The organism is Acidovorax sp. SUPP1855 (genome assembly GCF_030158955.1).
GTDB lineage: Bacteria > Pseudomonadota > Gammaproteobacteria > Burkholderiales > Burkholderiaceae_C > Paracidovorax.
In genome coordinates this window covers 107656-132726 of record NZ_BQXI01000006.1, presented here as the reverse complement: position 1 = coordinate 132726, position 25071 = coordinate 107656, and the positions used below count along the sequence as shown (strand labels likewise).

The 25071-nt window shown below is 72.3% G+C and carries 24 protein-coding genes; 14 read left to right on the top strand and 10 right to left on the bottom strand.

The genetic code is table 11. The annotated features are described in order from the left end of the window. Positions 1–93 precede the first annotated feature (93 nt). Positions 94–1227, top strand: a complete 1134-nt coding sequence (gene ocd / locus AVMA1855_RS07450) for an ornithine cyclodeaminase (protein WP_284425217.1) — start codon at positions 94–96, stop codon at positions 1225–1227. 158 nt (positions 1228–1385) lie between these two features. After that, positions 1386–2357 (top strand): arginase, encoded by a 972-nt coding sequence (gene rocF, locus AVMA1855_RS07445; RefSeq protein ID WP_284425216.1) that lies wholly within the window; start codon positions 1386–1388, stop codon positions 2355–2357. A 23-nt stretch (positions 2358–2380) separates the two neighbouring features. On the opposite strand, the gene AVMA1855_RS07440 is transcribed toward rocF, so the two are convergent. From AVMA1855_RS07440 to AVMA1855_RS07425, 4 genes are all read right to left on the bottom strand, one after another. Then, entirely contained in the window at positions 2381–4501 is a 2121-nt protein-coding gene (locus AVMA1855_RS07440; protein ID WP_284425215.1) for an acetoacetate--CoA ligase, read from the bottom strand. A gap of 134 nt (positions 4502–4635) precedes the next feature. Beyond that, positions 4636–4872 (bottom strand): DUF6139 family protein, encoded by a 237-nt coding sequence (locus tag AVMA1855_RS07435; RefSeq protein WP_272566159.1) that lies wholly within the window; start codon positions 4870–4872, stop codon positions 4636–4638. A 208-nt stretch (positions 4873–5080) separates the two neighbouring features. After that, entirely contained in the window at positions 5081–5911 is an 831-nt protein-coding gene (locus AVMA1855_RS07430; RefSeq protein WP_284425214.1) for a M48 family metallopeptidase, read from the bottom strand. A 301-nt stretch (positions 5912–6212) separates the two neighbouring features. Next, positions 6213–7841 (bottom strand): IclR family transcriptional regulator domain-containing protein, encoded by a 1629-nt coding sequence (locus AVMA1855_RS07425; protein ID WP_284425213.1) that lies wholly within the window; start codon positions 7839–7841, stop codon positions 6213–6215. 184 nt (positions 7842–8025) lie between these two features. Here AVMA1855_RS07425 and AVMA1855_RS07420 point away from each other — a divergent pair, with 184 nt between their 5' ends. Next, positions 8026–9510 (top strand): aldehyde dehydrogenase (NADP(+)), encoded by a 1485-nt coding sequence (locus AVMA1855_RS07420; protein WP_284425212.1) that lies wholly within the window; start codon positions 8026–8028, stop codon positions 9508–9510. A 51-nt stretch (positions 9511–9561) separates the two neighbouring features. Here AVMA1855_RS07420 and AVMA1855_RS07415 read toward each other — a convergent pair whose 3' ends face one another. Further along, positions 9562–10089, bottom strand: coding sequence for a class IV adenylate cyclase (locus AVMA1855_RS07415; protein ID WP_284425211.1), 528 nt, complete (start codon positions 10087–10089; stop codon positions 9562–9564). Between the two features lie 28 nt (positions 10090–10117). Continuing rightward, the gene (locus AVMA1855_RS07410; RefSeq protein ID WP_284425210.1) at positions 10118–10573 is read right to left on the bottom strand and encodes a winged helix-turn-helix transcriptional regulator; all 456 of its coding nucleotides are present in this window, start codon (positions 10571–10573) and stop codon (positions 10118–10120) included. A gap of 121 nt (positions 10574–10694) precedes the next feature. Here AVMA1855_RS07410 and AVMA1855_RS07405 point away from each other — a divergent pair, with 121 nt between their 5' ends. The 5 genes from AVMA1855_RS07405 (at position 10695) to AVMA1855_RS07385 (ending at position 15343) form a co-directional block, all read left to right on the top strand. Beyond that, a complete protein-coding gene (locus AVMA1855_RS07405; protein ID WP_284425209.1) occupies positions 10695–11915 on the top strand; it encodes an MFS transporter in 1221 nt (406 codons plus the stop codon). Positions 11916–11996: 81 nt separating this feature from the next. Continuing rightward, positions 11997–12608 carry a helix-turn-helix domain-containing protein gene (locus tag AVMA1855_RS07400; RefSeq protein ID WP_284425208.1) on the top strand — a complete coding sequence of 204 codons (612 nt, stop codon included), beginning with the start codon at positions 11997–11999 and terminating at the stop codon, positions 12606–12608. After that, positions 12605–13183 (top strand): GNAT family N-acetyltransferase, encoded by a 579-nt coding sequence (locus AVMA1855_RS07395; RefSeq protein ID WP_284425207.1) that lies wholly within the window; start codon positions 12605–12607, stop codon positions 13181–13183. The genes AVMA1855_RS07400 and AVMA1855_RS07395 overlap by 4 nt, the downstream gene beginning before the upstream one ends. Positions 13184–13413: 230 nt before the next feature. Continuing rightward, positions 13414–14709 carry a 5-demethoxyubiquinol-8 5-hydroxylase UbiM gene (gene ubiM, locus AVMA1855_RS07390; RefSeq protein WP_284425206.1) on the top strand — a complete coding sequence of 432 codons (1296 nt, stop codon included), beginning with the start codon at positions 13414–13416 and terminating at the stop codon, positions 14707–14709. Between the two features lie 79 nt (positions 14710–14788). Continuing rightward, positions 14789–15343: a gamma carbonic anhydrase family protein gene (locus AVMA1855_RS07385; RefSeq protein WP_284425205.1), complete on the top strand. Its 555-nt coding sequence runs from the start codon at positions 14789–14791 to the stop codon at positions 15341–15343. A gap of 25 nt (positions 15344–15368) precedes the next feature. Here AVMA1855_RS07385 and AVMA1855_RS07380 read toward each other — a convergent pair whose 3' ends face one another. Then, entirely contained in the window at positions 15369–16406 is a 1038-nt protein-coding gene (locus AVMA1855_RS07380; protein WP_284425204.1) for an MBL fold metallo-hydrolase, read from the bottom strand. A gap of 147 nt (positions 16407–16553) precedes the next feature. On the opposite strand from AVMA1855_RS07380, the gene AVMA1855_RS07375 reads away from it, so the two are divergent. Next, entirely contained in the window at positions 16554–17198 is a 645-nt protein-coding gene (locus AVMA1855_RS07375) for a TetR/AcrR family transcriptional regulator (RefSeq protein ID WP_284425203.1), read from the top strand. Between the two features lie 13 nt (positions 17199–17211). Here the strand turns inward: AVMA1855_RS07375 and AVMA1855_RS07370 are convergent, their stop codons facing one another. Continuing rightward, positions 17212–18108, bottom strand: a complete 897-nt coding sequence (locus tag AVMA1855_RS07370) for a LysR family transcriptional regulator ArgP (RefSeq protein ID WP_284425202.1) — start codon at positions 18106–18108, stop codon at positions 17212–17214. 95 nt (positions 18109–18203) lie between these two features. On the opposite strand from AVMA1855_RS07370, the gene AVMA1855_RS07365 reads away from it, so the two are divergent. The 5 genes from AVMA1855_RS07365 to AVMA1855_RS07345 all read left to right on the top strand — a co-directional run bounded on the left by AVMA1855_RS07365 (position 18204) and on the right by AVMA1855_RS07345 (position 22199). Continuing rightward, positions 18204–18845: a LysE/ArgO family amino acid transporter gene (locus AVMA1855_RS07365; RefSeq protein WP_284425201.1), complete on the top strand. Its 642-nt coding sequence runs from the start codon at positions 18204–18206 to the stop codon at positions 18843–18845. After that, on the top strand, positions 18842–19255 hold the full coding sequence (locus tag AVMA1855_RS07360) for an ACT domain-containing protein (protein ID WP_284425200.1): 414 nt from the start codon (positions 18842–18844) through the stop codon (positions 19253–19255). Before AVMA1855_RS07365 ends, AVMA1855_RS07360 begins: the two co-directional genes overlap by 4 nt. Positions 19256–19358: 103 nt before the next feature. After that, a complete protein-coding gene (locus AVMA1855_RS07355) occupies positions 19359–19637 on the top strand; it encodes a DUF2164 domain-containing protein (protein ID WP_284425199.1) in 279 nt (92 codons plus the stop codon). Further along, a complete protein-coding gene (locus tag AVMA1855_RS07350; RefSeq protein WP_284425198.1) occupies positions 19634–20200 on the top strand; it encodes a GNAT family N-acetyltransferase in 567 nt (188 codons plus the stop codon). The genes AVMA1855_RS07355 and AVMA1855_RS07350 overlap by 4 nt, the downstream gene beginning before the upstream one ends. An 85-nt stretch (positions 20201–20285) precedes the next feature. Further along, entirely contained in the window at positions 20286–22199 is a 1914-nt protein-coding gene (locus AVMA1855_RS07345; protein ID WP_284425197.1) for a B12-binding domain-containing radical SAM protein, read from the top strand. 4 nt (positions 22200–22203) lie between these two features. Here AVMA1855_RS07345 and AVMA1855_RS07340 read toward each other — a convergent pair whose 3' ends face one another. Next, the gene (locus AVMA1855_RS07340) at positions 22204–24186 is read right to left on the bottom strand and encodes a sensor histidine kinase (RefSeq protein WP_284425196.1); all 1983 of its coding nucleotides are present in this window, start codon (positions 24184–24186) and stop codon (positions 22204–22206) included. Then, positions 24186–24893, bottom strand: coding sequence for a response regulator transcription factor (locus AVMA1855_RS07335; protein WP_284425195.1), 708 nt, complete (start codon positions 24891–24893; stop codon positions 24186–24188). The genes AVMA1855_RS07340 and AVMA1855_RS07335 overlap by 1 nt, the downstream gene beginning before the upstream one ends. Positions 24894–25071 lie beyond the last annotated feature (178 nt).

Genomic DNA, 25071 nt, shown 5'->3' with positions numbered 1-25071 from the left:
CCGATTTGAATTGGCACGCCCTTGTGGGACGCTAGGACCCATGCCGCCCCGACCCCCGTCGCGTGGCGCGCCCATCGACGAGGAGCCGATCCCATGACCCCCGACCAACGCCCCATCCCCGGCACCATGTCCACCGAGTTCCTGAGCGCCACGCGCGCCGCGCAATTGGTCGGCCGCACCGGCGTGGTGGAATGCCTGCGCGGCATGGCGCAGGCCATCGAAGAGGACTACGCCCGGTGGCAGGACTTCGACAAGTCCGCGCGCACCGCGAGCCATTCGCCCAATGGCGTCATCGAACTCATGCCCGTTGCCGACGCCCGCGACTACGCCTTCAAGTACGTGAACGGCCACCCGGTCAACACCCGCCACGGCCTGCCCACGGTGATGGCCTTCGGCGCACTGGCCGACGTAGCCACCGGCCACCCCTCCTTCCTGAGCGAGCTCACCCTGACCACGGCGCTGCGCACCGCGGCCACGTCGGCCATGGCCGCGCGCTACCTGGCCCGCCCGGACAGCCGCAGCATGGCGCTGATCGGCAACGGCGCGCAGAGCGAGTTCCAGGCCCTGGCCTTCGTGGGCCTGCTGGGCATCGGCGAGCTGCGCCTGTACGACATCGACCCGGCCGCCACGGCCAAGCTGGCGGCCAACCTCGCGCCGCTGGTGGCGCGGGGGGAGCTGGAGATCGTCCGCTGCGCCAGCACCGCCGAGGCCGTGCGCGGCGCGGACATCGTCACCACCGTCACCGCCGACAAGGCCTACGCCACGATCCTGCACGGCGACCTGGTCGAGCCTGGCATGCACATCAACGCCGTGGGCGGCGACTGCCCCGGCAAGACCGAACTGGCGGCCGAGGTGCTGCGGGCGGCCAGCGTGTTCGTGGAGTACGAACCCCAGACCCGCATCGAAGGCGACCTGCAGCAGATGCCTGCCGACTTCCCCGTGACCGAGTTCTGGCGCGTGGTGCGCGGCGAGGCGCCGGCCCGCACCTCGCCCGCGCAGGTCACCGTGTTCGACTCGGTGGGCTTTGCGCTGGAGGACTATTCCGCCCTGCGCTTCATGCGCGCCCTGGGCCGCAGCGCGGGCCTGCTGCAGCCGCTGGAGCTGATTCCCGACCAGGCCGACCCCAAGGACCTGTACGCCCAGATCCAGCCGTGGATCGCCTTGGGCACGCCCGCAGGCGCACCCCCGCTGGTGCAGGCCGCCGCCCACCTGGCGGAAGCGCTTTAAGCACGGGTGGGCCGCGCCAGCACACGGCACCCATCGTCACCATCCGCGTGCACACTGCACGCGCCCCATCCCTTTTTCCGCATGCCGCCAGACCGCATGTGGGTGAAAACTTTGGCGCCACGGCGCCCGCACGCCGTGCGTTTCCAGGAGATGAACCCATGACCGACATCGCTACCCCCGCCGCCCCGCACACGCGCGCCACCCTCATCGGCGCCCCCACCGACGCCGGCGCCGCGCGCCTGGGCGCGGCCATGGGGCCCGACGCCCTGCGCGTCGCCCAGCTGGGCCCGGCCCTCGCACGGTTCGGCGTGGACGTGGAAGATGCCGGCAACCTCTTCGGCCCGCCCAACCCGCAAAGCGCGCGGGGCGACCACGGGCTGCGCAATCTGGCGGAATGCGTGGCTTGGAACCGCGCGGTGCACGACGCCGTGTCCGCGCAGTTCGCCGCCGGCCGCATGCCCATCCTGCTCGGGGGCGACCACCACCTAGCGGTGGGCTCGATCAGCGCGGTCGCGCGGCACTGCCGCCAGACGGGCAAGCGCCTGCGCGTGCTCTGGCTCGATGCCCACGCGGACTGCAACACGCCCGCCATCTCGCCCAGCGGCAACGTGCACGGCATTCCCGTGGCGAGCCTGTACGGCTTCGGCCCCGAATCGCTGTCGGCCCTGGGCGGCGCCGTGCCCGCGCTGCAGGGCGCGCAGCTGTGCCAGATCGGCCTGCGCAGCGTGGACGACGAGGAAAAGCGCCTGATCCGCGAGTTGGGCATCGAGGTGTACGACATGCGCTCCATCGACGAGCTGGGCATGCGCGAGGTCATGCGCCGTGCGCTCGACGGGCTGGAGGGCGAGGCCGGCGAAGGCGTGCACCTGCACCTGAGCTTCGACGTGGACTTCCTCGACCCCGAGATCGCCCCCGGCACCGGCACCACCGTGCGCGGCGGCCCCAACTACCGCGAGGCGCAGCTGTGCATGGAGATGATCGCGGACACGGGCCGCCTGGCCTCGCTGGACATCGTGGAGCTGAACCCCGCGCTCGACATCCGCAACCAGACCGCCGAGCTGGTGGTCGACCTGGTGCAGAGCCTGTTCGGCAAGAGCACGCTGGTGCGCGCCCGCCCCGCGGCCGCGTGACGGCGCGCTGACGCGCTGAAGCGCTAATGCGCAGCAGCGCCGGCCGTGCGCTGCCGCGCGAACGCCACGTACCAGGGCAGGCAGCCCGGGTTGGCCATGGCGTCCTGGTTGACCACTTTGTCCAGCGGCTGGCCCAGCAGCAGCTTCTTGATGGGCAGCTCCTGCTTCTTGCCGCTCAGCGTGCGCGGCACCTCGGCCACCTGCACGATCTCGTCCGGCACGAAGCGCGGCGACAGCGCGGTGCGGATGGCCGCGGCGATGCGCCCGCGCAGGGCGTCGTCCAGCACCACGCCGCCCCGCAGCGCGACGAAGAGCGGCATGTAGCTGTCGCGGCCCAGCGATTCCAGGTCGACCACCAGGCTGTCCAGTACCTCGGGCAGGGCCTCGACGGCGCGATAGATCTCGCTCGTGCCCATGCGCAGGCCGTGGCGGTTGATGGTGGCATCGCTGCGCCCGTAGATCACGCAGCCGCCGTGTCGGCCGATCCGGATCCAGTCGCCGTGGCGCCAGACCGGGCCCATCTCCACGGGCCCGTCGCCGCCGCCCGGCCGCCGGCCGTGGCCCGGCGGGTACATGTCGAAGTAGCTCGCCAGGTAGCGTTTGCCGTTCGGGTCGCCGCCCCGCCCGGCCGGGCCCGGCTCGCCATCGCCCCACAGGTACAGCGGCATGGACGGGATGGGCTGCGTGCACACCAGTTCGCCCACCTCGTCGATCACCGGCTGGCCCTCGGCGTTCCAGGCCTCCACCGCCGCGCCCAGCATGCGGCACTGCATCTCGCCGGGCACCTGGGGCAGCTCGCGGTGCCCGCCGATGAAGGCGCCGCAAAAATCGGTGCCGCCGGAGATGTTGTTCCACCAGATGTCGCCGTCCGCATGCCCCGACACGCCCAGGGCGCGGAACTGCGCCGTGCCCCAGGCCTGCACCTCGGGCGCGAGCGGCGAGCCGGTGGTGCCCAGTGCCCGCACGCGAGAGAGGTCGCCGCAGTCCGTGAGCGACAGGCCCGACTTCATGCAGTTGGCGTAGAAGGCCGCGCCCGCGCCGAAGAACGTCACGCCCGTCTCGGCGGCGAAGCGCCAGAGCGTGCCCCAGTCGGGCCGCTCGCGGCTGCCGCCCGGGTTGCCGTCGTAGATCACGCACGTTGTGCCCGCCAGCAGGCCGCTCACCTGCGCGTTCCACATCACCCAGCCGGTCGAGCTGTACCAGTGGTAGCGCTCGCCGAACGAATTGGGCTCGTAGCTGCAGCCGATGTCGTTGTGCAGCCCCTTGAGCTGCAGCGCCACCAGCACCATGCCGCCGTGGCCGTGCACGATGGGCTTGGGCAGGCCGGTGGTGCCGCTGGAGTAGACGATCCACAGCGGGTGGTCGAACGGCAGCCACTCGGGCTCGAACGCAGCCACTTCGGCATCGTTTTGGCCGCATGCCCTAGAAAAATCTGCCGTGTCTGCTATGGTTTCAGGAGCATGCAGGTGCTGCACCACCACCATGTGGGTGACCGAGGGCAGCGCCGCGCGCAGCTCGGCCAGCACGCCGCTGCGGTCGTGGTCGCGCCCGCCGTAGGTCACGCCGTCCACCGCGATCAGCACCTTGGGCGCGATCTGGCGGAAGCGGTCCAGCACGGCGGCCGTGCCCATGTCGGGCGCGCACACGCTCCACACCGCGCCCAGGCTGGCCGTGGCCAGCAGGGCCACCATGGCCTCGGGGATGTTGGGCAGGTAGGCCGCCACGCGGTCGCCGCGCCGCACGCCCTGGCGGCGCAGGTGCAGCGCGAGCGAGGCGACCTGGCGGCGCAGCTCGGGCCAGGACAGCTCGCGGTGCAGGCCGCGCTCGTTGCGGCTCACCACGGCCGGCAGGCCCGCGGCGTGCGCCGGGTCCACATGGCGCAGCACCTGGCGCGCGTAGTTGACCTGCGCCCCGGGAAACCACACGGCCCCCGGCATGGCATTGCGTGCCAGCACGGCCGTGTGCGGCGTGGGCGACTGCAGGTCGAAGTAGTCCCAGATGCTCTGCCAGAACGCATCGAGGTCGGTGACGGACCAGCGCCAGAGCGCGTCGTAGTCCGCGAAGGCCAGTCCGTGGCGGGCCTGCAGCCAGTCCTGGTACAGGCGGATCTGGGGAACGAACGGGGGGGTGTTTTTTGTCTCCATGGCGCCGCAGCGTAGCGTGCGCCACCGCCGCTGTCACCGGGCGGGCGTCCCCGAATGGACAAAGCCGCCGGCCGGGTGCGGCGGGCGGCTTTGCGAAGGGAGCGGCAGCAGGGCCCTGCCCGCCGGCCCCGGGGTCAGTCGGTCAGCTCGTGCACGCTGGTGATGGCGTAGCCCTTTTCCTCGATCTGCGCGGCCGGCTGCGCGATGCCGTAGTCGTCCCAGTGGTCGGCGTTCTCGTCCATCTCCTGGCCGCGGGCTTCGGTGTCCCAGTCCACGTTGATCGCCTCCTGCGGGATGGGGCGCCCTTCGGGCACGGCGAGGTGGGAGAACTTGCCATCGGCTTCGGCTCGGCGATAGATGTCTACGCGCATGTGGGAGTCCTTTTCGGAAATGAGACGCAAAGGCTGTCCACTCTATCGAGCGGGGTTCTGGCGGGGCGTAGGAAAACACCTCTCGCGGGAGGGTGGCACCGGAAGGCGCCCCACCCCCACGCCCTGCAAAAACCAAAAAAGGCGGCCGGGCCTTCGCCCGCCGCCTTTCTGGTTTGGCTGCCTTGACTGGCTGCCTCAGGCTGGCCGATTACTTCGCCGAGGCCAGATCGCGCATGCGGTCCGCACGGCCGCCCGCGTCCGGGTGGGTGGACAGCATGGCGTCCATGCCGCCGCTCTTGCCGCTCAGCGAGGCGATCTTGCGGAAGGCCGACTCCATGGCCTGCACCTTGTACTTGTGCTTCTTCATGAAGGCCAGGCCGTAGTCGTCGGCGGCGGTTTCCTGGCTTTGCGAGAACTGGCTGTTGACCAGCTTCTCGCCCAGGGCGCCCAGGTCGGAATCGGCCAAGCGGCCCACACCGCCCGCGGCGGACGCGGCCTTGCGGCCGGCGGAGGCCATGTAGGCCGTGCGCATGGCCGACAGCGAGTGCTGCAGCTTCACGTGGCCGATTTCGTGGCCGATCACGCCCAGCAGTTCCTGGTCGTTCATCATGTCCATGAGGCCGCTGTACACGCGGATGGAGCCGTCGGCCGTGGCGTTGGCGTTCACGTCCTTGCTCAGGTACACCTTGAAGTTCAGCTTCATGCCGTCTTCGTTCACGTGCTTCTTGGTCAGGCGCGCCAGGCGCTGCGCGTACTTGTTGTTGGCCGGGGCGGCGTTCTCGGTGCGGTCTTCGTAGTTGCGGTACTGCAGCGAGACGGTCTTGAGTTCTTCGTCGGACACGGTCACGGCCTTGAACACGTCCAGCGCGGCGCCCGCCTTGTTCTCGGTGCTGCTGGAGTTGGAACCGCCGGCGGTGGCGGCGCCCAGCACGCTGGAGATGGCCGAGGTGCCGGAACCGCTCTTGCTGCCATCGCCCGTGGTGGCGCAACCGGACAGCAGCAGGGCGAGCGCAACGGCGCTCAGTGAGAACTTCTTCATGGAAACACTTTCGTTGAGGTCTGGAAACAAGCGCCAAGGGGCGGCGGATGCGGTGCTCGGGAGGCTCTGCGGCCCCTTGGCGGTCACGGGGTGGACCGGGCAGGCGGAAATTGTTTCACGGGCGTTTGAAATGCCATACGGTGTGGCGCCGCGAATGCATCGAGTTGTATCCACGGCCTGGCCACCGCTTCCGCCGCTTTACAAAGTAACGAAACGCCTTCGCGCCATAGGGTGAACCAACCCGTACACAACCTTTTGTTTCAATAAAGACGCCATCAACTGGGAACGAAACGGCGCTCCGCTACACGGCCACCTCGAACAGCCGGCCCGACAGCGGGGCCTTGACCAGCACATCTAGCGGCACCGGCTGGCGCGCCGTGGTGATGAACAGCCGCCGCCCGTCGGCCCCGCCCAGTTCCACGTCGGTGGGACAGGGCACCGGCAGCGCCACGACGCGGTCCAGGCTCCCGTCGGGCAGAAAACGCACCACACTCCACCCATCGCGCAGGGCCGTCCACACCCCGCCCTCCGCATCCAGCGCCAGGCCGCTCACCCGGCCCGAGCCCTTGGGTACGGAAACGAGGCGGCGCACGGCGCCGGTCTCGGGCTGCAGCGACAGGATGGCGCCCGTGTCCGGCACGGCGGCCCAGAGGGTGCCGTCCGCCGCGCGCCAGCGCAGGCACTGCACCGGCTCGGGCAGGCGCCAGCGCACCTCCAGCGGCGCGCCGGGCCGCAGGCAGCCCACGGCGCTGCCGCCCTCGGGCGTCTCGCACGCCAGCCAAAGGTCGCCGCCCGCGCCGCGGCAGACGGCCTGGGCCGGCAGCGCGGGCCAGGGGGCCAGGCGCTGCGCCGGCCCGCCCCGGGGCAGCGCGAAGGCGCCATGGGCGCACCACGCGATGGGCGGGGGCGCGGTGGCGGGGCCGGCACCGGTCGCTTGCGCCTCGCCGCTGCCGTCCTGCCCCAGCAGCAGGCCATGCACGGGGCCTTCGGCCTCGGCCCAGAGCGTGTCGCCTTCGTCCCCCGGGCCCACCGCCCGCAGCGCGGGGGCGAGCGTGTCGGCCCAGAACAGCCGGCCGCTGGCCGCGCACCAGCGCGGGTGGGCACCGTGGAACGCCCAGGGGCCGGGCACGGGGCGGGCCTCGGCATCGCCCAGGGTGGGGCGCACGCCGTGCAACTGCGCGCCCACGCGGCGCGCGGCCTCGGCCACCTCGGGGCCCAGCAGCTCCAGCCGCTCGGGCGTGAGCCGCCAAGCCGGCCCGGCCACGCTGAGCGCGCCGCGCACCTGGCCCAGGCCGTCGATGATGGGCGCGCCCACGCAGCGCACGCCGGGCACGATCTCTTCGTCGTCGATGGCGTAGCCGCGCGCCGCCGTCACCCGCAGCTCGGCCAGCAGGCGCCGCCGGTCGGTCAGCGTGCGGGGCGTGACGGGGCGCAGCACCAGTTCGCGCACCAGGGCATCGCGCGCCGCGCCGTCCATGGCGGAGAGGATGGCCTTGCCCTGGCTGGTGCAGTACACCGGCTTGCGCTGGCCCAGGGCGCTGGACGAGCGCTGGCTGTGCGCGCCATCGCAGCGCTCGAGCGACACCACGTCGCGCCCGTCCAGCGCGGCCAGGTAGGTGGTCTCGCCCGTCAGGTCGCGCAACGTGCGCAGTTCCATCACGGCCGCCGCGGCCAGATCGGGCATGGCATGGGCCTGGCGTGCCAGCTCGAAGCAGCGCACGCCCAGGCAGTACACCTTGCGCAGCGGATCGCGGCGCAGCATGCCGCGCGCCACCAGCGTGGCCAGCAGGCGGTAGGCCGTGGTGCGGGGCAACGCCAGCCGGGCCGCCAGGTCGGCGTGGCTCAGGCCTTGCGGTGCGGCGCCCACGGCGTCCAGCACGTCGAGGGCTTTTTCGAGCGCGGCGGTGCCGTCTCCGGGCGATGCAGGCATGTTTGTCTCACAAAATGGAATTCAGAACCGCGCAGGGAAGTGGCGGCGGGCCGCAGGGATTTTAGGTGGCTCGCCCTTTCATTACGATGGCAGGCTCCCACCGGCGGGCCCCTGCCGATCGGCGAACAATTCCATTCAGTGAGACAGCAGGCCGCGACGGCCCTTGCCCTTTTCAGGAACCTCCATGCCCGACAACACCCTGCAATCCATCGACGCCCGCACCGGCCAGCCCCACGGCGCCCCTTGGCCCGAATCCACCCCGGCCGAGATCGACGCCGCTGTGGCCACCGCGGCGAGCGCCGCCGATGCCTTCGCCGCCACCCCGGCTGCCGACCGCGCCGCCCTGCTGCGCGCGCTGGCCGAGGCCCTGGAAGCCCAGCGCGAAGCCCTGGTGCCCGTGGCCGACCGCGAAAGCGGCCTGGGCCCGGTGCGCCTGAACGGCGAGCTGGACCGCACGGCCTTCCAGCTGCGCGGCTTTGCCGAAGTGCTGGAGCGCGGCGCGGCCCACACCGTGCTGGACGACGCGGCCGTGGCCGGTGCGCCGCCCGCCGGCCGCCCGCGCCTGACCCGCGTGCGCGTGCCCGTGGGGCCGGTGGCCATGTTCTCGGCCAGCAACTTCCCGTTCGCGTTCTCGGTGCTGGGCGGCGACACCGCCTCGGCCCTCGCGGCCGGCTGCCCGGTGGTGGTGAAGGCGCACCCCGCACACCCCGAGCTGTCGCGCCAGACCGCGGCGCTGGCGCAATCCGTGGTGGCCGCGCGCGGCCTGCTGGCCGGCGTGTTCCAGTTGGTGCAGGGCGGCTCGATCGAGGCCGGCGTGCGCCTGGTGCAGGCGCCGGCGGTCGCGGCCGTGGCGTTCACCGGCTCGTTCAAGGGCGGCACGGCGCTGGCCAAGGTGGCCGCAGAGCGTCCGCGCCCGATCCCGTTCCACGGCGAACTGGGTTCGGTGAACCCGCTGGTGGCGCTGCCTTCGGCGCTGCAGGCCAACGGTGCCGCGTTGGCCGAGACGCTGGCCGGCTCCATCTGCCTGGGCTCGGGCCAGTTCTGCACCAGCCCCGGCGTGATCGTCGTGCGCCAGGACGCCTCGGGCAATGCCTTCGTGCAGGCGCTGGCCGACAAGCTGCGCCCCCTGGCGCCGCACGCCATGCTCACCCCCGGCATCCGCGGCGCATTCGACCGGGGCGTGGCCGCATGGCGCGGCCACGGCAAGCTCCGGGCCCTGGTGAGCGAAACGGCCGAGGCCGGCGCCACGCCGCGCCCGTTCCTGGGCGAAGTGCAGGCGGCCGACTTCATCGCCGACCCTGCGCTGCACGAAGAGGTCTTCGGCTCCGCCGCGCTGGTGGTGCGCGTGGCCTCCATCGAGGAGACCGTGGCCGTGCTGCAGGCCATCGGCGGCTCGCTCACCGTCACCCTGTGGGGCGCCGATGCCGACACCGCCGAGCACCGCACGCTGGTGCGCGCCGCCACGCAGGTGGCCGGCCGCGTGCTGTTCGCGGGCGTGCCCACCGGTGTGGCCGTGACTGGCGCGCAGATGCACGGCGGCCCCTACCCCGCCAGCACCGCGCCGTTCACCACCTCGGTCGGCTACGCGGCGCTGGACCGGTTCCTTCGCCCCGTGGCGCTGCAGGACGCCCCCGCCTGGCTCATCGAGCGCAACGGCGTGCCCTGCTGAAGGGCGTGCCGCGGGGCCAAAGCCCTGCGGCGCAGCGCGCGCGCCCGGGCGTCAGCCGCCCCGGCCGCGCAGCAGATCGACGTAGGCGCAGTCCACCCACTGCGCCGGCGCCACGCCGAGCCGGGCCATCAGGTCGTGCGCCTCCCGCAGGCCGGCGTCTTCCAGCTCGGCCTCGGCCAGCACCACCTCCAGTTCCATGAACTCGCCCAGGCCCGCCACGCGGTCCAGGTGCACGCGCGTGCGGCCCACCAGGTACAGCGTGCGTTCCTTGACCACCCGCCCCGCCTGGCCGTGCGCCAGCGTGAGCGCCTCGCGCAGCCCGTCGGGATCGGCCGTGGGCGTGCGCACGTAGAACGCGGTCTTGGGCCCCTGCACGTCGGGGCGGCGGTAGAAGATCAGCTCGCCCGCGCCGGCGGAGAACGCGCGCAGCTTGAGCCGGCCGGCCGCGCAGCAAAAGAACGTGTCGTCCTGGTGGATCCGCTCCGGGCCGCGGTCGGCCAGCACTGCGGCGCGGGCCTCCAGCGCGGCCAATGCGCCGGGCGACGGCAGGCGTGCCTTGATTTCGATGTTGCGGGGCATGGGCCCAGTATGCCGGCGGCCGCGCGGATCAGGGCCGCGCACGCACCTTCTTCACGAGGGTGTCCGCCGGCCAGACGACCCGCCCGTCCTCCAGCCGCAGCAGGGCTTTCGGCAGCGGCTTGCCCGTGGCGCGATCGACGAGCACCGAGTGCTTCTCGCCCCGGGCGTACAGGTGCGCCTCGCCCCACTGGCGCAGGGCCACGACCACCGGGAACAGCGTCTCGCCCTTGGCGGTCAGCACGTATTCCTGGTAGGCGCTGCCATCGGAGGCGGGCGCGATCTCCAGCACGCCCTCTTCCACCAGCGTGCGCAGGCGGTCGCTGAGGATGTTGCGCGCCGCGCCCAGGCTGGCCTGGAACTCGCCGAAGCGCCGCAGTCCGTCGAACGCATCGCGCACGATCAGCATCGACCAGCGGTCGCCCACTACGTCGAGCGAACGGGCCACTGGGCAGGGGGAATCCGCGAGGCTTTTTCTTTTGGCCATGGCCACTCCTTGGGTGCCGGTGGCAGACCGGGCATTCGATCCACGCACCAAAGTGGTTTCATTTTAAAACAGGATGGGACTACACTCGATCCAGTTTCAATCAGCAACTGGATCAGAGCCCATGACCGCCACCACCCCGCCTGCCCGGCGCGCCGCCCCCAGGCCCACTCTGACGCCGGGCCTCGTGCGCCTGCTGGCCGTGTGCTGCGGCGTGAGCGTCGCCAATGTCTACTACGCGCAACCCCTGCTGGATGCCATCGCGCTGGATTTCGGCATCCCCGCCATGGCGGTGGGCGGCGTGATCACCGCCACCCAGGTGGGCTGCGCCATCGCACTGCTGTTCGTGGTGGCGCTGGGCGATCGGGTGGACCGAAAGCGCCTGCTGTGCGGGCAGTTGGTGCTGCTGGCGCTGGCGCTGCTGGGCGTGGCCTGGGCGCCCACGCCGCTGCTGTTGCTGGCGGCCATGGCCGCCATCGGGCTGCTGGGGACGGCCATGACGCAAGGGCTGATCGCCTGCGCCGCCACGCTGGCCCCTCCCGCCGAGCGGGGCCGCGTGGTCGGCGCCGTGCAGGGCGGCATCGTCATCGGCCTGCTGCTGGCCCGCACGCTGGCCGGCGCGGTCACGGACCTGGCGGGCTGGCGCGCCGTGTACCTGGTCTCGTGCGGGTTGTCGCTGGCGATGCTGGCGCTGCTGTGGAAGGCCCTGCCGCCCGCCCGCGTGCCCCCGGCAACGCTGGGCTACTGGCCGCTGCTGCGCTCGATGGGCACGCTGCTGGCGACCGAGCGCGTGCTGCAGATCCGCGGCGTGATCGGGCTGCTGATGTTCGCGGCGTTCAGCGTCTTCTGGAGCGCGCTGGTGCTGCCGCTGAGCGCGCCGCCCCATGCCCTGTCGCACACCGCCATCGGCGCGTTCGGGCTGGTCGGCGTGGTGGGTGCCCTGGCCGCCACGCGGGCCGGCCGTTCCGTGGACCGGGGCCAGGGGCAATGGACCACCGGCCTCGCGCTGGCATGCCTGCTGGCGTCGTGGGTGCCCATCGCGTTCGCGGCGCACACGCTGTGGGCGCTGGCGGTGGGCATCGTCCTGCTCGACCTGGGCGGGCAGGCGGTCCACGTGGTCAACCAGGGCCTGATCTTGCGCACCCGGCCCGAGGCGCACGGCCGCCTGGTGGGCTGCTACATGCTGTTCTACGCGGTGGGCAGCGGCCTGGGGGCGGTGGCATCGACCGCGGTGTACGGCCTTGCCGGCTGGCCCGGCGTGTGCGCGCTGGGCTTGGGGCTCAGCCTGGCGGCGCTGGTCTTTTGGGCGGCGACGCTGCGGGCGATGCCTGCGCAGGGGGCCTGATACGGCATTGACCCGGCCTTGATCCGGCCTTGATCCGGCGCGCATCCATTTTTCTGGAATCATTTCCATTAAACTGGAGGCATGGACATCAATACCCGCCTGGCCCGCCGCGTGCGCGAACTGCGCGATGCGCGCGGCCTCTCGCTCGACGCCCTGGCCGAACGCAGCGGCGTGAGCCGCTCCAACATCTCGCTCATCGAGCGCGGCGAAAGCAGCCCCACCGCCACCGTGCTGGACAAGCTGGCCACCGGCCTGGGCGTGGCGCTGGCCTCGCTGTTCGATGCGCCCCAGGCCGAGAGCGACGAAGGCCGCGCCGCGCCCTCGCCCGTGGCCCGCGTGGCGCAGCAGCCCGTGTGGACCGACCCCGCCTCCGGCTACCTGCGGCGCAACGTGTCGCCCACGGTGGCGTCGCCGCTGCAGCTCGTGGACGTGGTGTTTCCCCCGGGCCAGCGCGTGGCCTACGAGCGGGCCGACCGCGGCGCGGAGATCCACCAGCAGATCTGGATGATCGACGGCCGCATGGACATCGCGCTGGATGGCACGGTCTGGCGGCTGGAGGCCGGCGACTGCCTGGCCCACCGGCTGGAGGGCGCCATCGAATACCGCAACCCCACGCGCAGCCCCGCGCGCTACCTGGTGGCCCTGGCCACCCTGCCCGCCATTCCACCCCACCCGACCCGGAGCCCGACATGACCGCCGCCACCTCACTCGCCACGCCCTCCGCCGAAGTCCCCGCCGGCGCCCCTGCCGTGACCGTGCGCCGCCTGGGCGTGAACGAAGCCGCCGCCTGCGTGCCGGCGCTGGCCGAGGTGCTGATCGACTGCGTGGCCGGCGGCGCTTCGGTGAGCTTCATGCATCCGCTGGCGCACGACAGGGCCGTGGATTTCTGGCGCGGCGTGGCCGAGGGCGTGGCGCGCGGCGAACGGGCGCTGCTCATCGCCGAAGCGGTGGACAGCGGCGCGGTGCTGGGCACCGTGCAGCTCGTGCTGGCACAGCCCGAGAACCAGCCGCACCGGGCCGACGTGGCCAAGATGCTGGTGCACCGCCGCGCCCGCCGCCAGGGCGTGGCCCGGCAGTTGCTGGACGCCGTGGACGCGGTCGCCCGGCAGGAGGGCAAGACCCTGATGGTGCTGGACACGGTGACCGGCGGCGACGCCGAACGGCTCTACGCCCGCGCCGGCTGGCAGCGCGTGGGCGAGGTACCGGGCTATGCCCTGATGCCCGACGGCGCGCCGTGCGGCACCACGTTCTTCTACCGGGCGGTGTGACGCAGCGGGCCGTGGCCCCATGGCCCGCCGGGGTGCCGCCGCGAGGCATTGGGGCCTTTTGGGCCTCCAAAGCAATTGATACTAGGGCATGTTGCTATTGAATTGATAGCAAACTAATCCAACCCGGCCGGCCACATTCCCTTGACCCAGTGCAAGCCGGAGGCGCGGCGGGGCCCGCACAATGGCCGCCGGCGCCCGCCGGGCGCTCGCCTTCCTTGGTCTTTCCTCCCATGCCCCAGCAGCATTGCGACGTTCTCATCGTCGGCGCGGGCCCGGCCGGCCTGTCGCTGGCCATCGCCCTGTGCCAGGCCGGTTTCACCAGCACGGTGCTGGACCGGCAACCCGCCACCGCGCTCGCCGATCCCGCGCCCGATGGCCGCGAGATCGCGCTCACCCACGCCAGCGGCGACACGCTGCGCCGCCTGGGCACCTGGGCGCTGCTGGCCCCACACGAGATCGGCCGCATCGCCGAGGCCCGGGTGCACGACGGCCCGGTAGGGCGGCACGCGCCGCTGCGGCTGCACCCGGGCCAGGCCGCGGACCAGGGGGTCGCGCACCTGGGCTGGATCGTGCCCAACCACGCGCTGCGCCGCACCGCCCACGCCGTGGCGTCGCAGCGGCCGGGCGTGCGCATCCTGGCCGGCGCGCAGGTGGCGCAGGTGTCCGTGGCGGCCGACCATGCGGCGGTGGAAACCATGCCAGCCGCTGGCGATGCAGGCGATCCGGCCGCGCCCCGCACGCGCCTGCAGGCCCGGCTGGTCGTGGCCGCCGACAGCCGGTTTTCCGCCACCCGCCGGCAACTGGGCATCGGCGCGCGCATGGCGGACTTCGGGCGCACCGTCATCGTCTGCCGCATGCGCCACGCAGCACCCCACCACGGCATCGCGCACGAGGCCTTCGGACACGACCGCACCCTGGCCGTGCTGCCGCTGCCGGACGACCCGGCGGACGGCGCGCCGCAGTGCTCCGTGGTCGTCACCACCGGCGCGGCCGAGGCGGCGGCCCTGATGGCGCAGGACGCCGCCACGTTCGCCGCGCAGGTGCAGGCCCAGTTCGCGGGCCGGCTCGGCGCGATGGCGCTGGTGGGCGAGCGCCACGCCTACCCGCTGGTCGCCACCTATGCGGACCGCTTCGCCGGGCACCGCTGCGCGCTGCTGGGCGATGCCGCCGTGGGCATGCACCCGGTGACCGCCCATGGCTACAACCTGGGCCTGGCCGGCGTGGAGGGCCTGGCGCGCGCCCTCGCCGATGCCCGGCAGCGCGGCCGGGACATCGGCAGCGCCGACGCGCTGCGGCCCTATGCCCGCGCGCACCACCGCCGCGCCTGGCCGATCTATGAAGGCACCAACGCCATCGTGCGGCTGTACACCGACGCGCGCCCCCTGCCCCGCGCCGTGCGGCAACTGGTGCTGCAGGGCGCCCGGCGGCTGGCGCCGCTGAAGGCGGCCATCGTGGGGGAGCTGACGGGGCGCAGTCCGTGGCGGCCGGCACCGCTCGGGGCGCCGGGCGACGCGCCGCCGCGGTGAGCGCCGCGGCGCACGGGGTTCTTGCATAAGATCGCTGCCGACGCCAACGTCCCGCCCCTTTCTCTCCGGACCGCACCCCATGCCCCTCGCCCCCTACCTCGACACCGCCCCCGCGCTGGACGCCGGCGTCTACCTCCACCCCTCGGCCCAGGTGATCGGCGATGTGCACCTGGGGCGCGACAGCTCGGTGTGGTGCAACGCGGTGCTGCGCGGCGACGTGAACCGCATCGTGGTGGGCGAATGCTCCAACGTGCAGGACCTGGCCATGGGCCACGTGTCGCACCGCCATCCGGGCAAGCCGGACGGCTCGCCGCTCGTGATCGGCAGCCACGTCACGCTGGGCCATTCGGTGATCCTGCACGGCTGCACCATCGGGGACGAGTGCCTGATCGGCATGGGCAGCATCGTGATGGACGACGCGGTGGTCGGCGACCGCGTGATGCTCGGCGCCGGCAGCCTGGTCACGCCCGGCAAGGTGCTGGAGAGCGGCTACCTCTACACGGGCCGCCCGGCCGTGCGGCAGCGGGCGCTGACACCGCAGGAAATCGCGTACCTGCGGTATTCGGCCGAGCACTACGTGCGCGTGAAGAACAACTACCTCGCGGCGCCGCAGGCGGGCGCGGCGGCGGCCTGAAGCCCTCGCCGCGCGGCGCGCTCTTTCAGCGCGCGGACGGCACCGCGGCTTCTCGCCACCACTGGCGGGACGGCGCCGGCGCCCGGATGTCCAGCCGCTCGCCCATCGCCGGCGCCACCAGCGGCACGCCGGCTGCGGCGGCCAGCGCGGTGATGCGCTCGAAGGGCTCGGTCCACGGGTGCAGCGACAGGTCGAACGTGCCGTTGTGGATGGGCATCATGTAGCGGCCCTTCACGTCCAGATGGGCCTGCAGGCTCTGCTCGGGCTGCATGTGCACGTCGGGCCAGTCGGCGTTGTAGGCGCCGGTTTCCACCAGCGTGAGATCGAACGGGCCGAAGCGCTCGCCGATGGCCTGGAAGCCGTCGAAATAGCCCGTGTCGCCGGTGAAGAAGATGCGGGTGTCCGCCGTCATCAGCACCCACGACGCCCACAGCGTGCGGTTGCCGTCCGACAGGCTGCGCCCCGAAAAATGCTGCGCCGGTGTGGCCACCAGGCGCAGCCCGCCGAGGGTCGTGCCCTGCCACCAGTCGAACTGCTGCACCTTGGCCGCCGGCACGCCCCAGGCGATGAGGCGGTCGCCCACGCCCAGCGGCGCGACGAAGTGCTCCACCTTGGGCGCGAGCTTCAGGATCGCCGCGTGGTCCAGGTGGTCGTAATGGTCGTGCGAGAGGATCACGCCCGCGATGGGCGGCAGGTCTTCGATGGCCAGCGGCGGCGCATGAAAGCGCTTGGGGCCCAGGAACTGCACCGGCGAGGCGCGCTCGGAAAACACCGGGTCGGTGAGCCAGAACCGGCCGTCCAGCTTGAGCAGCAGGGTCGAATGCCCCAGCCGCCACAGGCTGTCGTCCGGCGCCTGCAGCAGTGCGGCGGTGGTCAGGGGCTGGACGGCGATGGGCCGGTCCGGCACCGTGTCCGCGGGCTTGCCGAGGGCGAACCGCCACAGCACGCCGAGCGTCTTGAGCATGCCCAGGCGGTGCCGGGGCGCCGCGTTGCGAAAGCGCCCGTCAACGAACTGGGGCGACGGGCCGTGCGGAGCGGCCGGCGATTCGGAACAGGAGGACATGCGGTAAGCCATGGCGATGTAGGGAGTGAAGCAGCCGGGAAATCCGGAACATGCGGCGAGGCAGGGAGCTAAGCCTTCGCAAAAACTGCACTGCACAGTGTAGTGTTCTATCCAGAAAAGTAAACTGCCCAGTGTAAAATTTTGCCTATGACCGCCATCGCTCCGCCACCCTCCCGCCTGACCGACCGCAAGCGCCATGCCATCGTCCAGGCGGCGATCGGCGAGTTCCGCGAGCACGGCTTTGCCGGCACCAGCATGGACCGGGTGGCCGCCGCGGCCGCGGTCTCCAAGCGCACGGTCTACAACCATTTCCCCAGCAAGGACGACCTGTTCGCCGCCATCCTCGGGCAGCTGTGGGACCGCAGCCAGTCGCTGGCGGCCCCGGGGCACGATCCGCAGCGGCCCCTGCGCGCGCAGTTGCTGGAGCTGCTGGAGCGCAAGATGGCGCTGCTGGGCGATGCGGCGTTCATGGACCTGTCGCGCGTGGCCATGGCCGAGATGCTGCACACCCCGGCCCGCGCGCAGGCCATGGTGGCGCGCCTGGGCGAGAAGGAAGAAGGCGTTCCCGCGTGGATCCACGCGGCGCAGCAGGCCGGCCGCCTGCGTGGCGGGGTCGATCCGCAATACGCCGCGCACCAGCTGCAGGGCATGGTCAAGGCCTTCGCCTTCTGGCCGCAGCTGGCGCTGGGTCAGCCGCCGCTCACGCCGGCCCAGCAGCGACAGGTGCTGCACGACGCGGTGGACATGTTCCTGGGCTTCTACGCCGTACCCGGGCCGGGCGCCGCCACGTGAGCGAACGGCGGGCCTACAGCAGCCCCCGGGCCGCCTGCATCACCCGCTGGGCAAGCCGCTCCAGCCGGGACGGCTGCTGCGCCCAGCCGTGCCAGTACAGGGCCACGTCCGTCGCCGCATCGGGCAGCACGTCGATCAGCTCGCCGCGCTCGATGGCATCGCCGATCTGCAGCTCCGGCACCATGCCGTAGCCCAGCCCCAGCCGGATCGCCGCGACAAAGGGCTCCGATGCCGGCACGTAATGGCTCGGATAGGCGCTGGCCTGCAGCCCGAACGCATTGAGCAGCGCATTGGCCTGCAGCGGGTCCTTGCGGTTGAACACCACCGTGGGGGCCCGGCGCGCCGACGCCCGGGTGATGCCGCGCGGCCCGAACCATTGCGCGGCGAATGCGGGCGAGGCCACCAGCCGGTAGCGCATGCGGCCCAGCGGCTCGGCCGTGCAGCCGCGCATGGCATGCGGCTGGGCCGACACGCAGGCATGGGCCAGGCCGGCCTCCAGCAGAGAGTGGGTGTGCTCCTGGTCGTCCACCACCAGTTCGATGGCGATGCGCTCGCGCTGCAGCACGCCCGACAGCGCCGGCAGCAGCCAAGTGGCGAGCGAATCGGCATTGACCGCGAGCGTGACGGCGAAGAACGCATCCCCGTCCCCATCGCCGCCCGAGAGCCCCGCCAGCAGGTCGTGTTCCATGACGCGGGCGCGCTGCAGGTGCTGCAGCAGTTGCCGGCCCGCCCGGGTGGCGCGGCTGGGCCGCCCGCGCACGATGAGCGGCTGGCCGAGCCGCGTCTCCAGCGCGCGCACGCGCAGCGACACCGCCGAGGGCGTGATGTGCAGTGCGGCGGCGGCCTGCTCGAAACTGCCCGCCTCGGCCACGGCGAGAAAGGCCTCGCATTGTTTGGAATCCAGTGCCATGGAGCCTTTAGGGTTGAAAGCTGAGGAATTCTCAGCCAAGTCGATATTTTCCCCATTCAGGATGGGATTCGACCCCGGCCCCAGACAATTCGCCGATGTGGTCTTCCATCGCCCCTTTTCTGCATGGTTTCGGCGCCGGGGCCGGCCTGATCATCGCCATCGGTGCGCAGAACGCGCATGTGCTGCGCGTCGGCCTGCTCGGGCGGCATGTGGCCCTCACGGTGGGGACCTGCATCGCCATCGACGTGATCGCCATCGCCGCGGGCGTGGCCGGCATGGGCGCGCTGATCCAGGGCCAGCCGTGGCTGCTGGCGATCGCCCGCTGGGGCGGCGCGGCGTTCCTGGCCTGGTACGGCCTGGGGGCGCTGCGGCGTGCATTGCGGCCCGATGGCGCACTGGCCGCCGGCCTGGGCGCGCCGGGCGCGGGCCCCACGGCGCGGCAGGCGCTCGCGGCGGTGCTGGCCGTGTCGCTGCTCAACCCGCACATGTATCTGGACACCGTGGTGCTGCTGGGCGCGCTGGGCGGCCAGCAGCCGGCGGGCCAGCAGCTGCGCTTCACGCTAGGCGCCACCACGGCCTCCACCCTGTGGTTCCTCACGCTCGGGCTGGGCGCGCGGCGGCTGGCGCCATGGTTCGCCCGGCCGGTGGCCTGGCGCTGCCTGGACGCGGGCATCGCGGCGGTCATGTTCTCGATCGCGCTGTTCCTGGCCTTCACCCCCCTGCATTCCACCCCATGACTGCTCCACCCCTCTCCACCCGCAGCATCACGCTCGCCACCCTGCCCTCCCTCTACGCCGTCGCCCGGCTCGCGCCGCAGGCGGCCATTCCGCCGTGGGCCGATGGCGAGGGGTTCGTCTCGATCTCGCGCAGCGGCGAGGAACTGTCGATCACCTGCCTGCAGGCGCGCGTGCCGGACGGCGTGCAGGCCGACCGGGGCTGGGTGGCGTTCCGTTTCGTGGGGCCGTTCGGCTTCGGCGAGACGGGCATCGTCCTGTCGGTGATCCGCCCGCTGTCGGAGAACGGCATCGGCATCTTCGTGGTCTCCACCTTCGACGGCGACCACCTGCTGGTGTCGCAGGCGGACGGCGAACGCGCCTGCGCGCTGCTGGCCGCCGCGGGCCACCGGGTGGTGCCGGCGGCCGGCTGAAGGGGCACGGGCGGGCGGGGACCGAAGGCGGGCAGAATCGACCGGGTCGCCGGCTTGGGGCTTTCCGCCCTCCCGCAGCCGGCCCCTTCGCACTGGAGCCCGCATGACCATCGCATTGCCCAAGGACGTCCACCAGCAGGCCGTGGCCTCGATCGAGCGGTATTTCCGCGACAACATGGAAGAGAAGATCGGCAACATCGCCGCCAGCGGCCTGCTGGGCTTCTTTCTGGAGGAGATCGGACCCAGCGTCTACAACCAGGCCGTGGCCGACGTGCAGGAGCGCCTGCAGCAGCGCGTGGCCGAAATCGATATCGAGGTGCACGAGGACGAATTCCGGTACTGGCAGAAGTTCGACCGCGCGGCAAAGAAAGGCCGGCCATGACCGCGCACCTGCGCCCCGCCCGACCCGCCGACGCCCCGGCCATCGCGGCCCTGCACACCGCCAGCTGGCGGTTCGCCTACCGGGGCGCCCTGTCCGAGCACTACCTCGCCACCGACGTGGAAGCCGACCGGCTGGCCCTCTGGACGCAGCGGCTTCAATCACCGCATCCGCCCGCTGGGCAGCACGTGATCGTGGCCGCTGAAGGCGACCGCCTGCTCGGATTCGTCTGCGCCTATCCGGGAGAAGACCCGGTGTGGGGCAGCCTGCTGGACAACATCCACGTGAGCGCGCAGGCGCACGGGACGGGCATCGGCGCGCAGCTGCTCGCCGCCGTGGCGGACCACTGCGCCGCGGCCTGCGCCGATGCGGGGCTGTACCTCTGGGTGCTGCAGAGCAACCTGCAGGCGCAGCGCTTCTATGCCGCCCACGGGGCCGCGAACGTGCAGGCCGACCAGTGGGACGCGCCCGGCGGCACGCGGGTGCCCACGTTCCGCTTCGCCTGGCAGGCGAGCGCACTGCCCGTGTCCGGGCGGCCGAAGCCCCCACGCGGCGCGCCGGCCTGAGCCCGGCGGGATAATCGGCCCTCGCCCGCCTTCCGCCGCGCTTTGCTGCCCCCGCCTTTTTGCGCGGCCGCCCTGCCCCACACCCATGTCCGCCTCGACCCCCCGCGTGCTGGCCGTCATCCCGCCGATGACGCAGCTGAACACGCCCTACCCCTCCAGCGCCTACCTGACGGGCTTTCTGCGCTCGCGCGGCGTCACCGCGTTCCAGGAAGACCTGGCGCTGGCCCTGGTGCTGCGCCTGCTCTCGCCCGAGGGCCTGCAGGCCGTGGCCGCGCGGGTGCAGGCCCTGCCCGAGGCGCGGCGCAGCCCGGCGGTCCAGTCCTTCGCCGCGCAGCAGGACCGCTACCTCGCCACGGTGGCGCCGGCCATCGCATTCCTGCAGGGGCGCGACTCGACGCTCGCGCACCGCATCGCCGGGCGCCACTACCTGCCCGAGGGCCCGCGCTTCGCCTCGCTCGACGTCTATGTGGACGACGAGGGCGGCGATCCGCTGGGCTGGGCCTTCGGCGCCCTGGGCCTGCACGACAAGGCCAAGCACATCGCCACGCTGTACCTGAACGACCTGGCCGACGTATTGCGCGATGCGGTGGACGAGCGCTTCGAGTTCGTGCGCTATGCCGAGTCGCTGGCCGGCAGCCAGCCCACCTTCGATCCGCTGGCCGACGCGCTGGCCGCGCCGCCCACGCTGGTGGACGAGATGCTCGAGGCGCTCACGCACGAGGCCATCGCGCGCCACACGCCCGACGTGGTGCTGCTGTCCGTGCCCTTTCCCGGCTCGGTGTACGCGGCCTTTCGCATCGCGCAGGCCATCAAGGCGCGCTACCCGCACATCGCCACGGTGCTGGGCGGCGGCTTCGTGAACACCGAACTGCGCGAGCTGGCCGAGCCCCGCGTGTTCGACCATTTCGACTACGTGACGCTGGACGCGGGCGAGCGCCCGCTGCTCGCGCTGCTGGAGCACGTGCAGGGCCAGCGCGGCCGCCAGCGCCTGGTGCGCACCTTCGTGCGGGGCGACGACGGCGCCGTGCAGTACGTGAACATGATGGAGGCCGACATCGCCTTCGCCGAGGTGGGCACGCCCACCTGGGACGGCCTGCCGCTGGACCGCTACCTCTCGCTGCTGGACATGCTCAACCCCATGCACCGGCTGTGGAGCGACGGGCGCTGGAACAAGCTCACCGTTGCCCACGGCTGCTACTGGAAGAAGTGCAGCTTCTGCGACGTGAGCCTGGACTACATCAGCCGCTACGAGGGCGCGAGCGCCGCCGTGCTGGCCGACCGCATCGAGCAGATCGTGCGCGAGACCGGGCAGACCGGCTTTCACTTCGTGGACGAGGCCGCTCCGCCGAAGGCCCTCAAGGCGCTCGCCACCGAGCTGATCGAACGCAACGCCGGCATCTCGTGGTGGGGCAACGTGCGGTTCGAGAAGACCTTCACGCCCGAGCTGGCCGAGCTGATGGCCGACTCCGGCTGCATCGCGATCTCGGGCGGGCTGGAGGTGGCCTCAGACCGGCTGCTGCAGCTCATGAAGAAGGGCGTGTCGGTGGACCAGGTGGCGCGCGTGACGCGGGCCTTCACCGATGCCGGCATCCTCGTGCACGCGTACCTGATGTACGGTTTTCCGACCCAGACGGTGCAGGACACCGTGGATGCGCTCGAATACGTGCGCCAGCTGTTCGCCAACGGCTGCATCCAGAGCGGGTTCTTCCACCGCTTCGCCTGCACCGTGCACTCGCCCGTGGGCAAGAACCCCGGGGAGTACGGCGTCACGCTCGCGCCGCTGCCGCCGGGCGGCTTCGCCAAGAACGACGTGGCCTTCATCGACCCCACCGGCGTGGACCACGACGCGCTGGGCGGCGCGCTGAAGAAGGCGATCTACAACTACATGCACGGCATCGGGCTGGACGAGGACGTGCGCGCCTGGTTCCCGTTCAAGGTGCCCAAGACCACCGTGACGCGGCACCGCATCGAGCGGGCGCTCGCCAGCCGCGCGCACTGAAAAGTCAATCGCCCGAAGGGACCGGGGGAACTGGCGGATCGGCGGCCTGCCATGCCACGTCGACGGCCACCCGGCACCCCTGGCCCGGGGCGGTTTCGAGCTGCAGCACCGCCTCCAGGGCGATCGCGCGCTGCCGCATGTTCGCCAGCCCCATCCCCTGCGCGCCGGCCCGCGTGGCATCGAAACCCCGGCCGTCGTCCTGCACGCAGACCTGCAGGCACGCCCCCCGGCGCAGCACCGATATGCCGACGCGGCGCGCTCCGCTGTGCCGGATGGCATTGGTCACGGCCTCCTGCAGGAGCCGCAGCAGGTTCAGCGCACGCGCCCCCTCCAGCCGCACCCCGTCCAGGCCCTCGGCATGCCAGCGGGCATCGATGCCCGCGGCCTGCAGGCGCGACATCAGGCGGCGCCGGGGGGCGGCCAGCAGGGCCTGCAGATCCCCTTGCGGCACATGGGCCGTGGTGTCGATGATCAGCCGCAGGTCGTCGCTGATCTGCGCCAGCACCGCGAGCGCCTGCGGCGCGGGCACCGGCACCTGCGGCGCCTCGCCCCAGCAGGCCGCCGCATGGACCAGCGTGCCGCCCAGGCCGTCGTGCAGGTCGCGCACCATGCCGATGCGCTCGGCCTGGCGGGCGTTGGCCAGTTCCAGGGCGCGCTGCCGGGCCAGCGCCGCGGTCAACTCGGCGCGCGCGCCCTCCACCTTCTCGCGCAGTTCCGCATTGAAGTAAGCCTCGCGCTCGAACGCGCTGCGCAGCCGCCACGCCAGCAGGAACGCCATGCTCACGAGCGAGAAGGTGGAACAGACCACCGCGTAATAGCGCGTGTCGTCGATCCACGCGAGAAGGGCCGCCATGTCGTGCAGCCCGCCGGCCAGCGCGATCACCACGGCCAGCGCCAGCGCGATGCTGGAGGGGCTGCGCGTGCGCAGGGCATGCTGCAGCACATAGGCCACCGCCAGCATGAACAGCAGCAGCCCGGCCAGCAACGTCGCCATCCGCACGGCCGGCAGCGCCTGCGGATACCGGCCCATGGCCAGGATGCCGGCGAGGACGGCTGCGCCCAGGGTGAAGGCCAGGGCGGCCTCGCAGCGGACATGGCGCCGGCCGGCGAAGCGGAAGACGAAGACCAGGTAGCTGCCGGCGAACAGCAGCAGCAGCGCGGCCATCGCGAACTGCCATTGCGGCACGGTGCGCAGCGGCCACACGCCCGTGGCCACCTGGTTGTAGCAGCCCGCGGACCACGCCAGCGCCGTGAGCGCGAACCATCCGTACAGCCGCTCGCGCGGCCAGCAGATCCACAGCATGAGAAACAGCAGCGCCATGGCCACGTTGACCCCCAGGCTCACCTGCTGCAGGCCCACGCGCCACCATTGCGCCTGGGCGTGCAGGCGCTGCACCGGGTCCGCGGCCCCCAGCCACACCTCGCTCAGGCCGCCCACATAGGGCGCGTAGCCGGTGATGCGCACAAGCAGCGTGTGCTCGTCCCCGGCCTGCGCACGGCCCGGCCCCGGCGCCCGCAGCGCGCCCAGGCGCACGAAGCGCGGCTGGTTCCAGGCCCGGGTCAAGCCGGGTTCGGCCAGGCGCTCGTCGCGCCACAGCAACTGGCCGTCGAGCCACACCGCGCCGGCCATGTTCATCGCGTCCAGGGCGAGTGCGAACTCCCGCTCCGCGGGGATGTCGGGCGGCAGCGTGAAGCGCAGGCGGTACCACACCACGCCGTCGTGCGCGGGCCAGCGGTCGCTCCAGGCATCGGGCAAGGTGACGGGCACCCAGCCGTGCGCGGGCGGCGCGGCCACGGCGGGCGCCTGGGATGCCATGGCCTCCAGCGGCTCGCCGCGCACCGACTCCACGGCGGTGAAGGCCAGGAGATCGCCCGCCCCCCAGGCCCGCGGGGACGGCAGCAAGGCGCTCACCAGCAGGGCCACCGCGCCCAGGGCGAGCAGGGCAGCCAGCGCCAGCGAGGCACCACGCGACGCCCTGCGCTCCACTAGAGCCAGCCTTGCGCCTGTGCCAGGACCACGGCCTCCGTGCGGGTGCGCACCACCAGCTTGCGGTAGATGCTGCGGGTGTGGCATTCCACGGTGTGCACGGACAGGCCCAGGGTGTGCGCGATCTCGCGGTTGGTGTCCCCGAGCGCCACCTGGTGCAGCACCTGCAACTCGCGCGCCGACAGCGCCACGCGCAGCACCCCGTCGGCAGCGCCGCTGCCGGCGCCAGGGGCCGGCGGTGCGGTGCTGGCGCCTTGGCCGGGGGCCGAGGCCAGCAGGGCGAGGATGCGCGCGGCGACCAGCGGGTCGATGGGCGCCCCCCCGGCCCGCATGCAGGCCAGCGCGCGCACCAGTTCATCGTCTTCGGCACTCTTGAGCAGATAGCCCCGCGCGCCGGCCTGGATGGCCGCGACGATCGTGTCGGTGTGCCCCCAGGCGGAGACCACCACGGCCTCCAGTGACGGTCGGGCTCGCGAAAACGCCTCCAGCAGCGCCAGTCCCGAACCATCCGGCAGCTGCAGGTCCACCAGCGCCAGATCGAAGCCACGCGCGGGCCACAACGCGCCGGCCTGGGCCAGGCTGCCGGCGTGCGCCACCGATGCCCCGGGATGGACCTGCCCGAGCAGGCGGGCCAGGCGCCGCGCGCAGGCGGGGTCGTCCTCCACCAGCAGCACGGCGGCCACGGCCAGCGGTGCGGGCGCGCTCATCGGCAGGGGCGCTGCACGCAGGAAAAACGGCATGCATCCCCGATATCAGGGATGCGCGCGAGGCACTGCCTCTCTAGTCTTGCGGGTCGGGGGTGCCGGCTGCTACAGGTGGGCGGCACCACCCGCCCGGCAACCGATTTTTCACAAACATGCATTTTTAGGAGGTGAACGATGACTC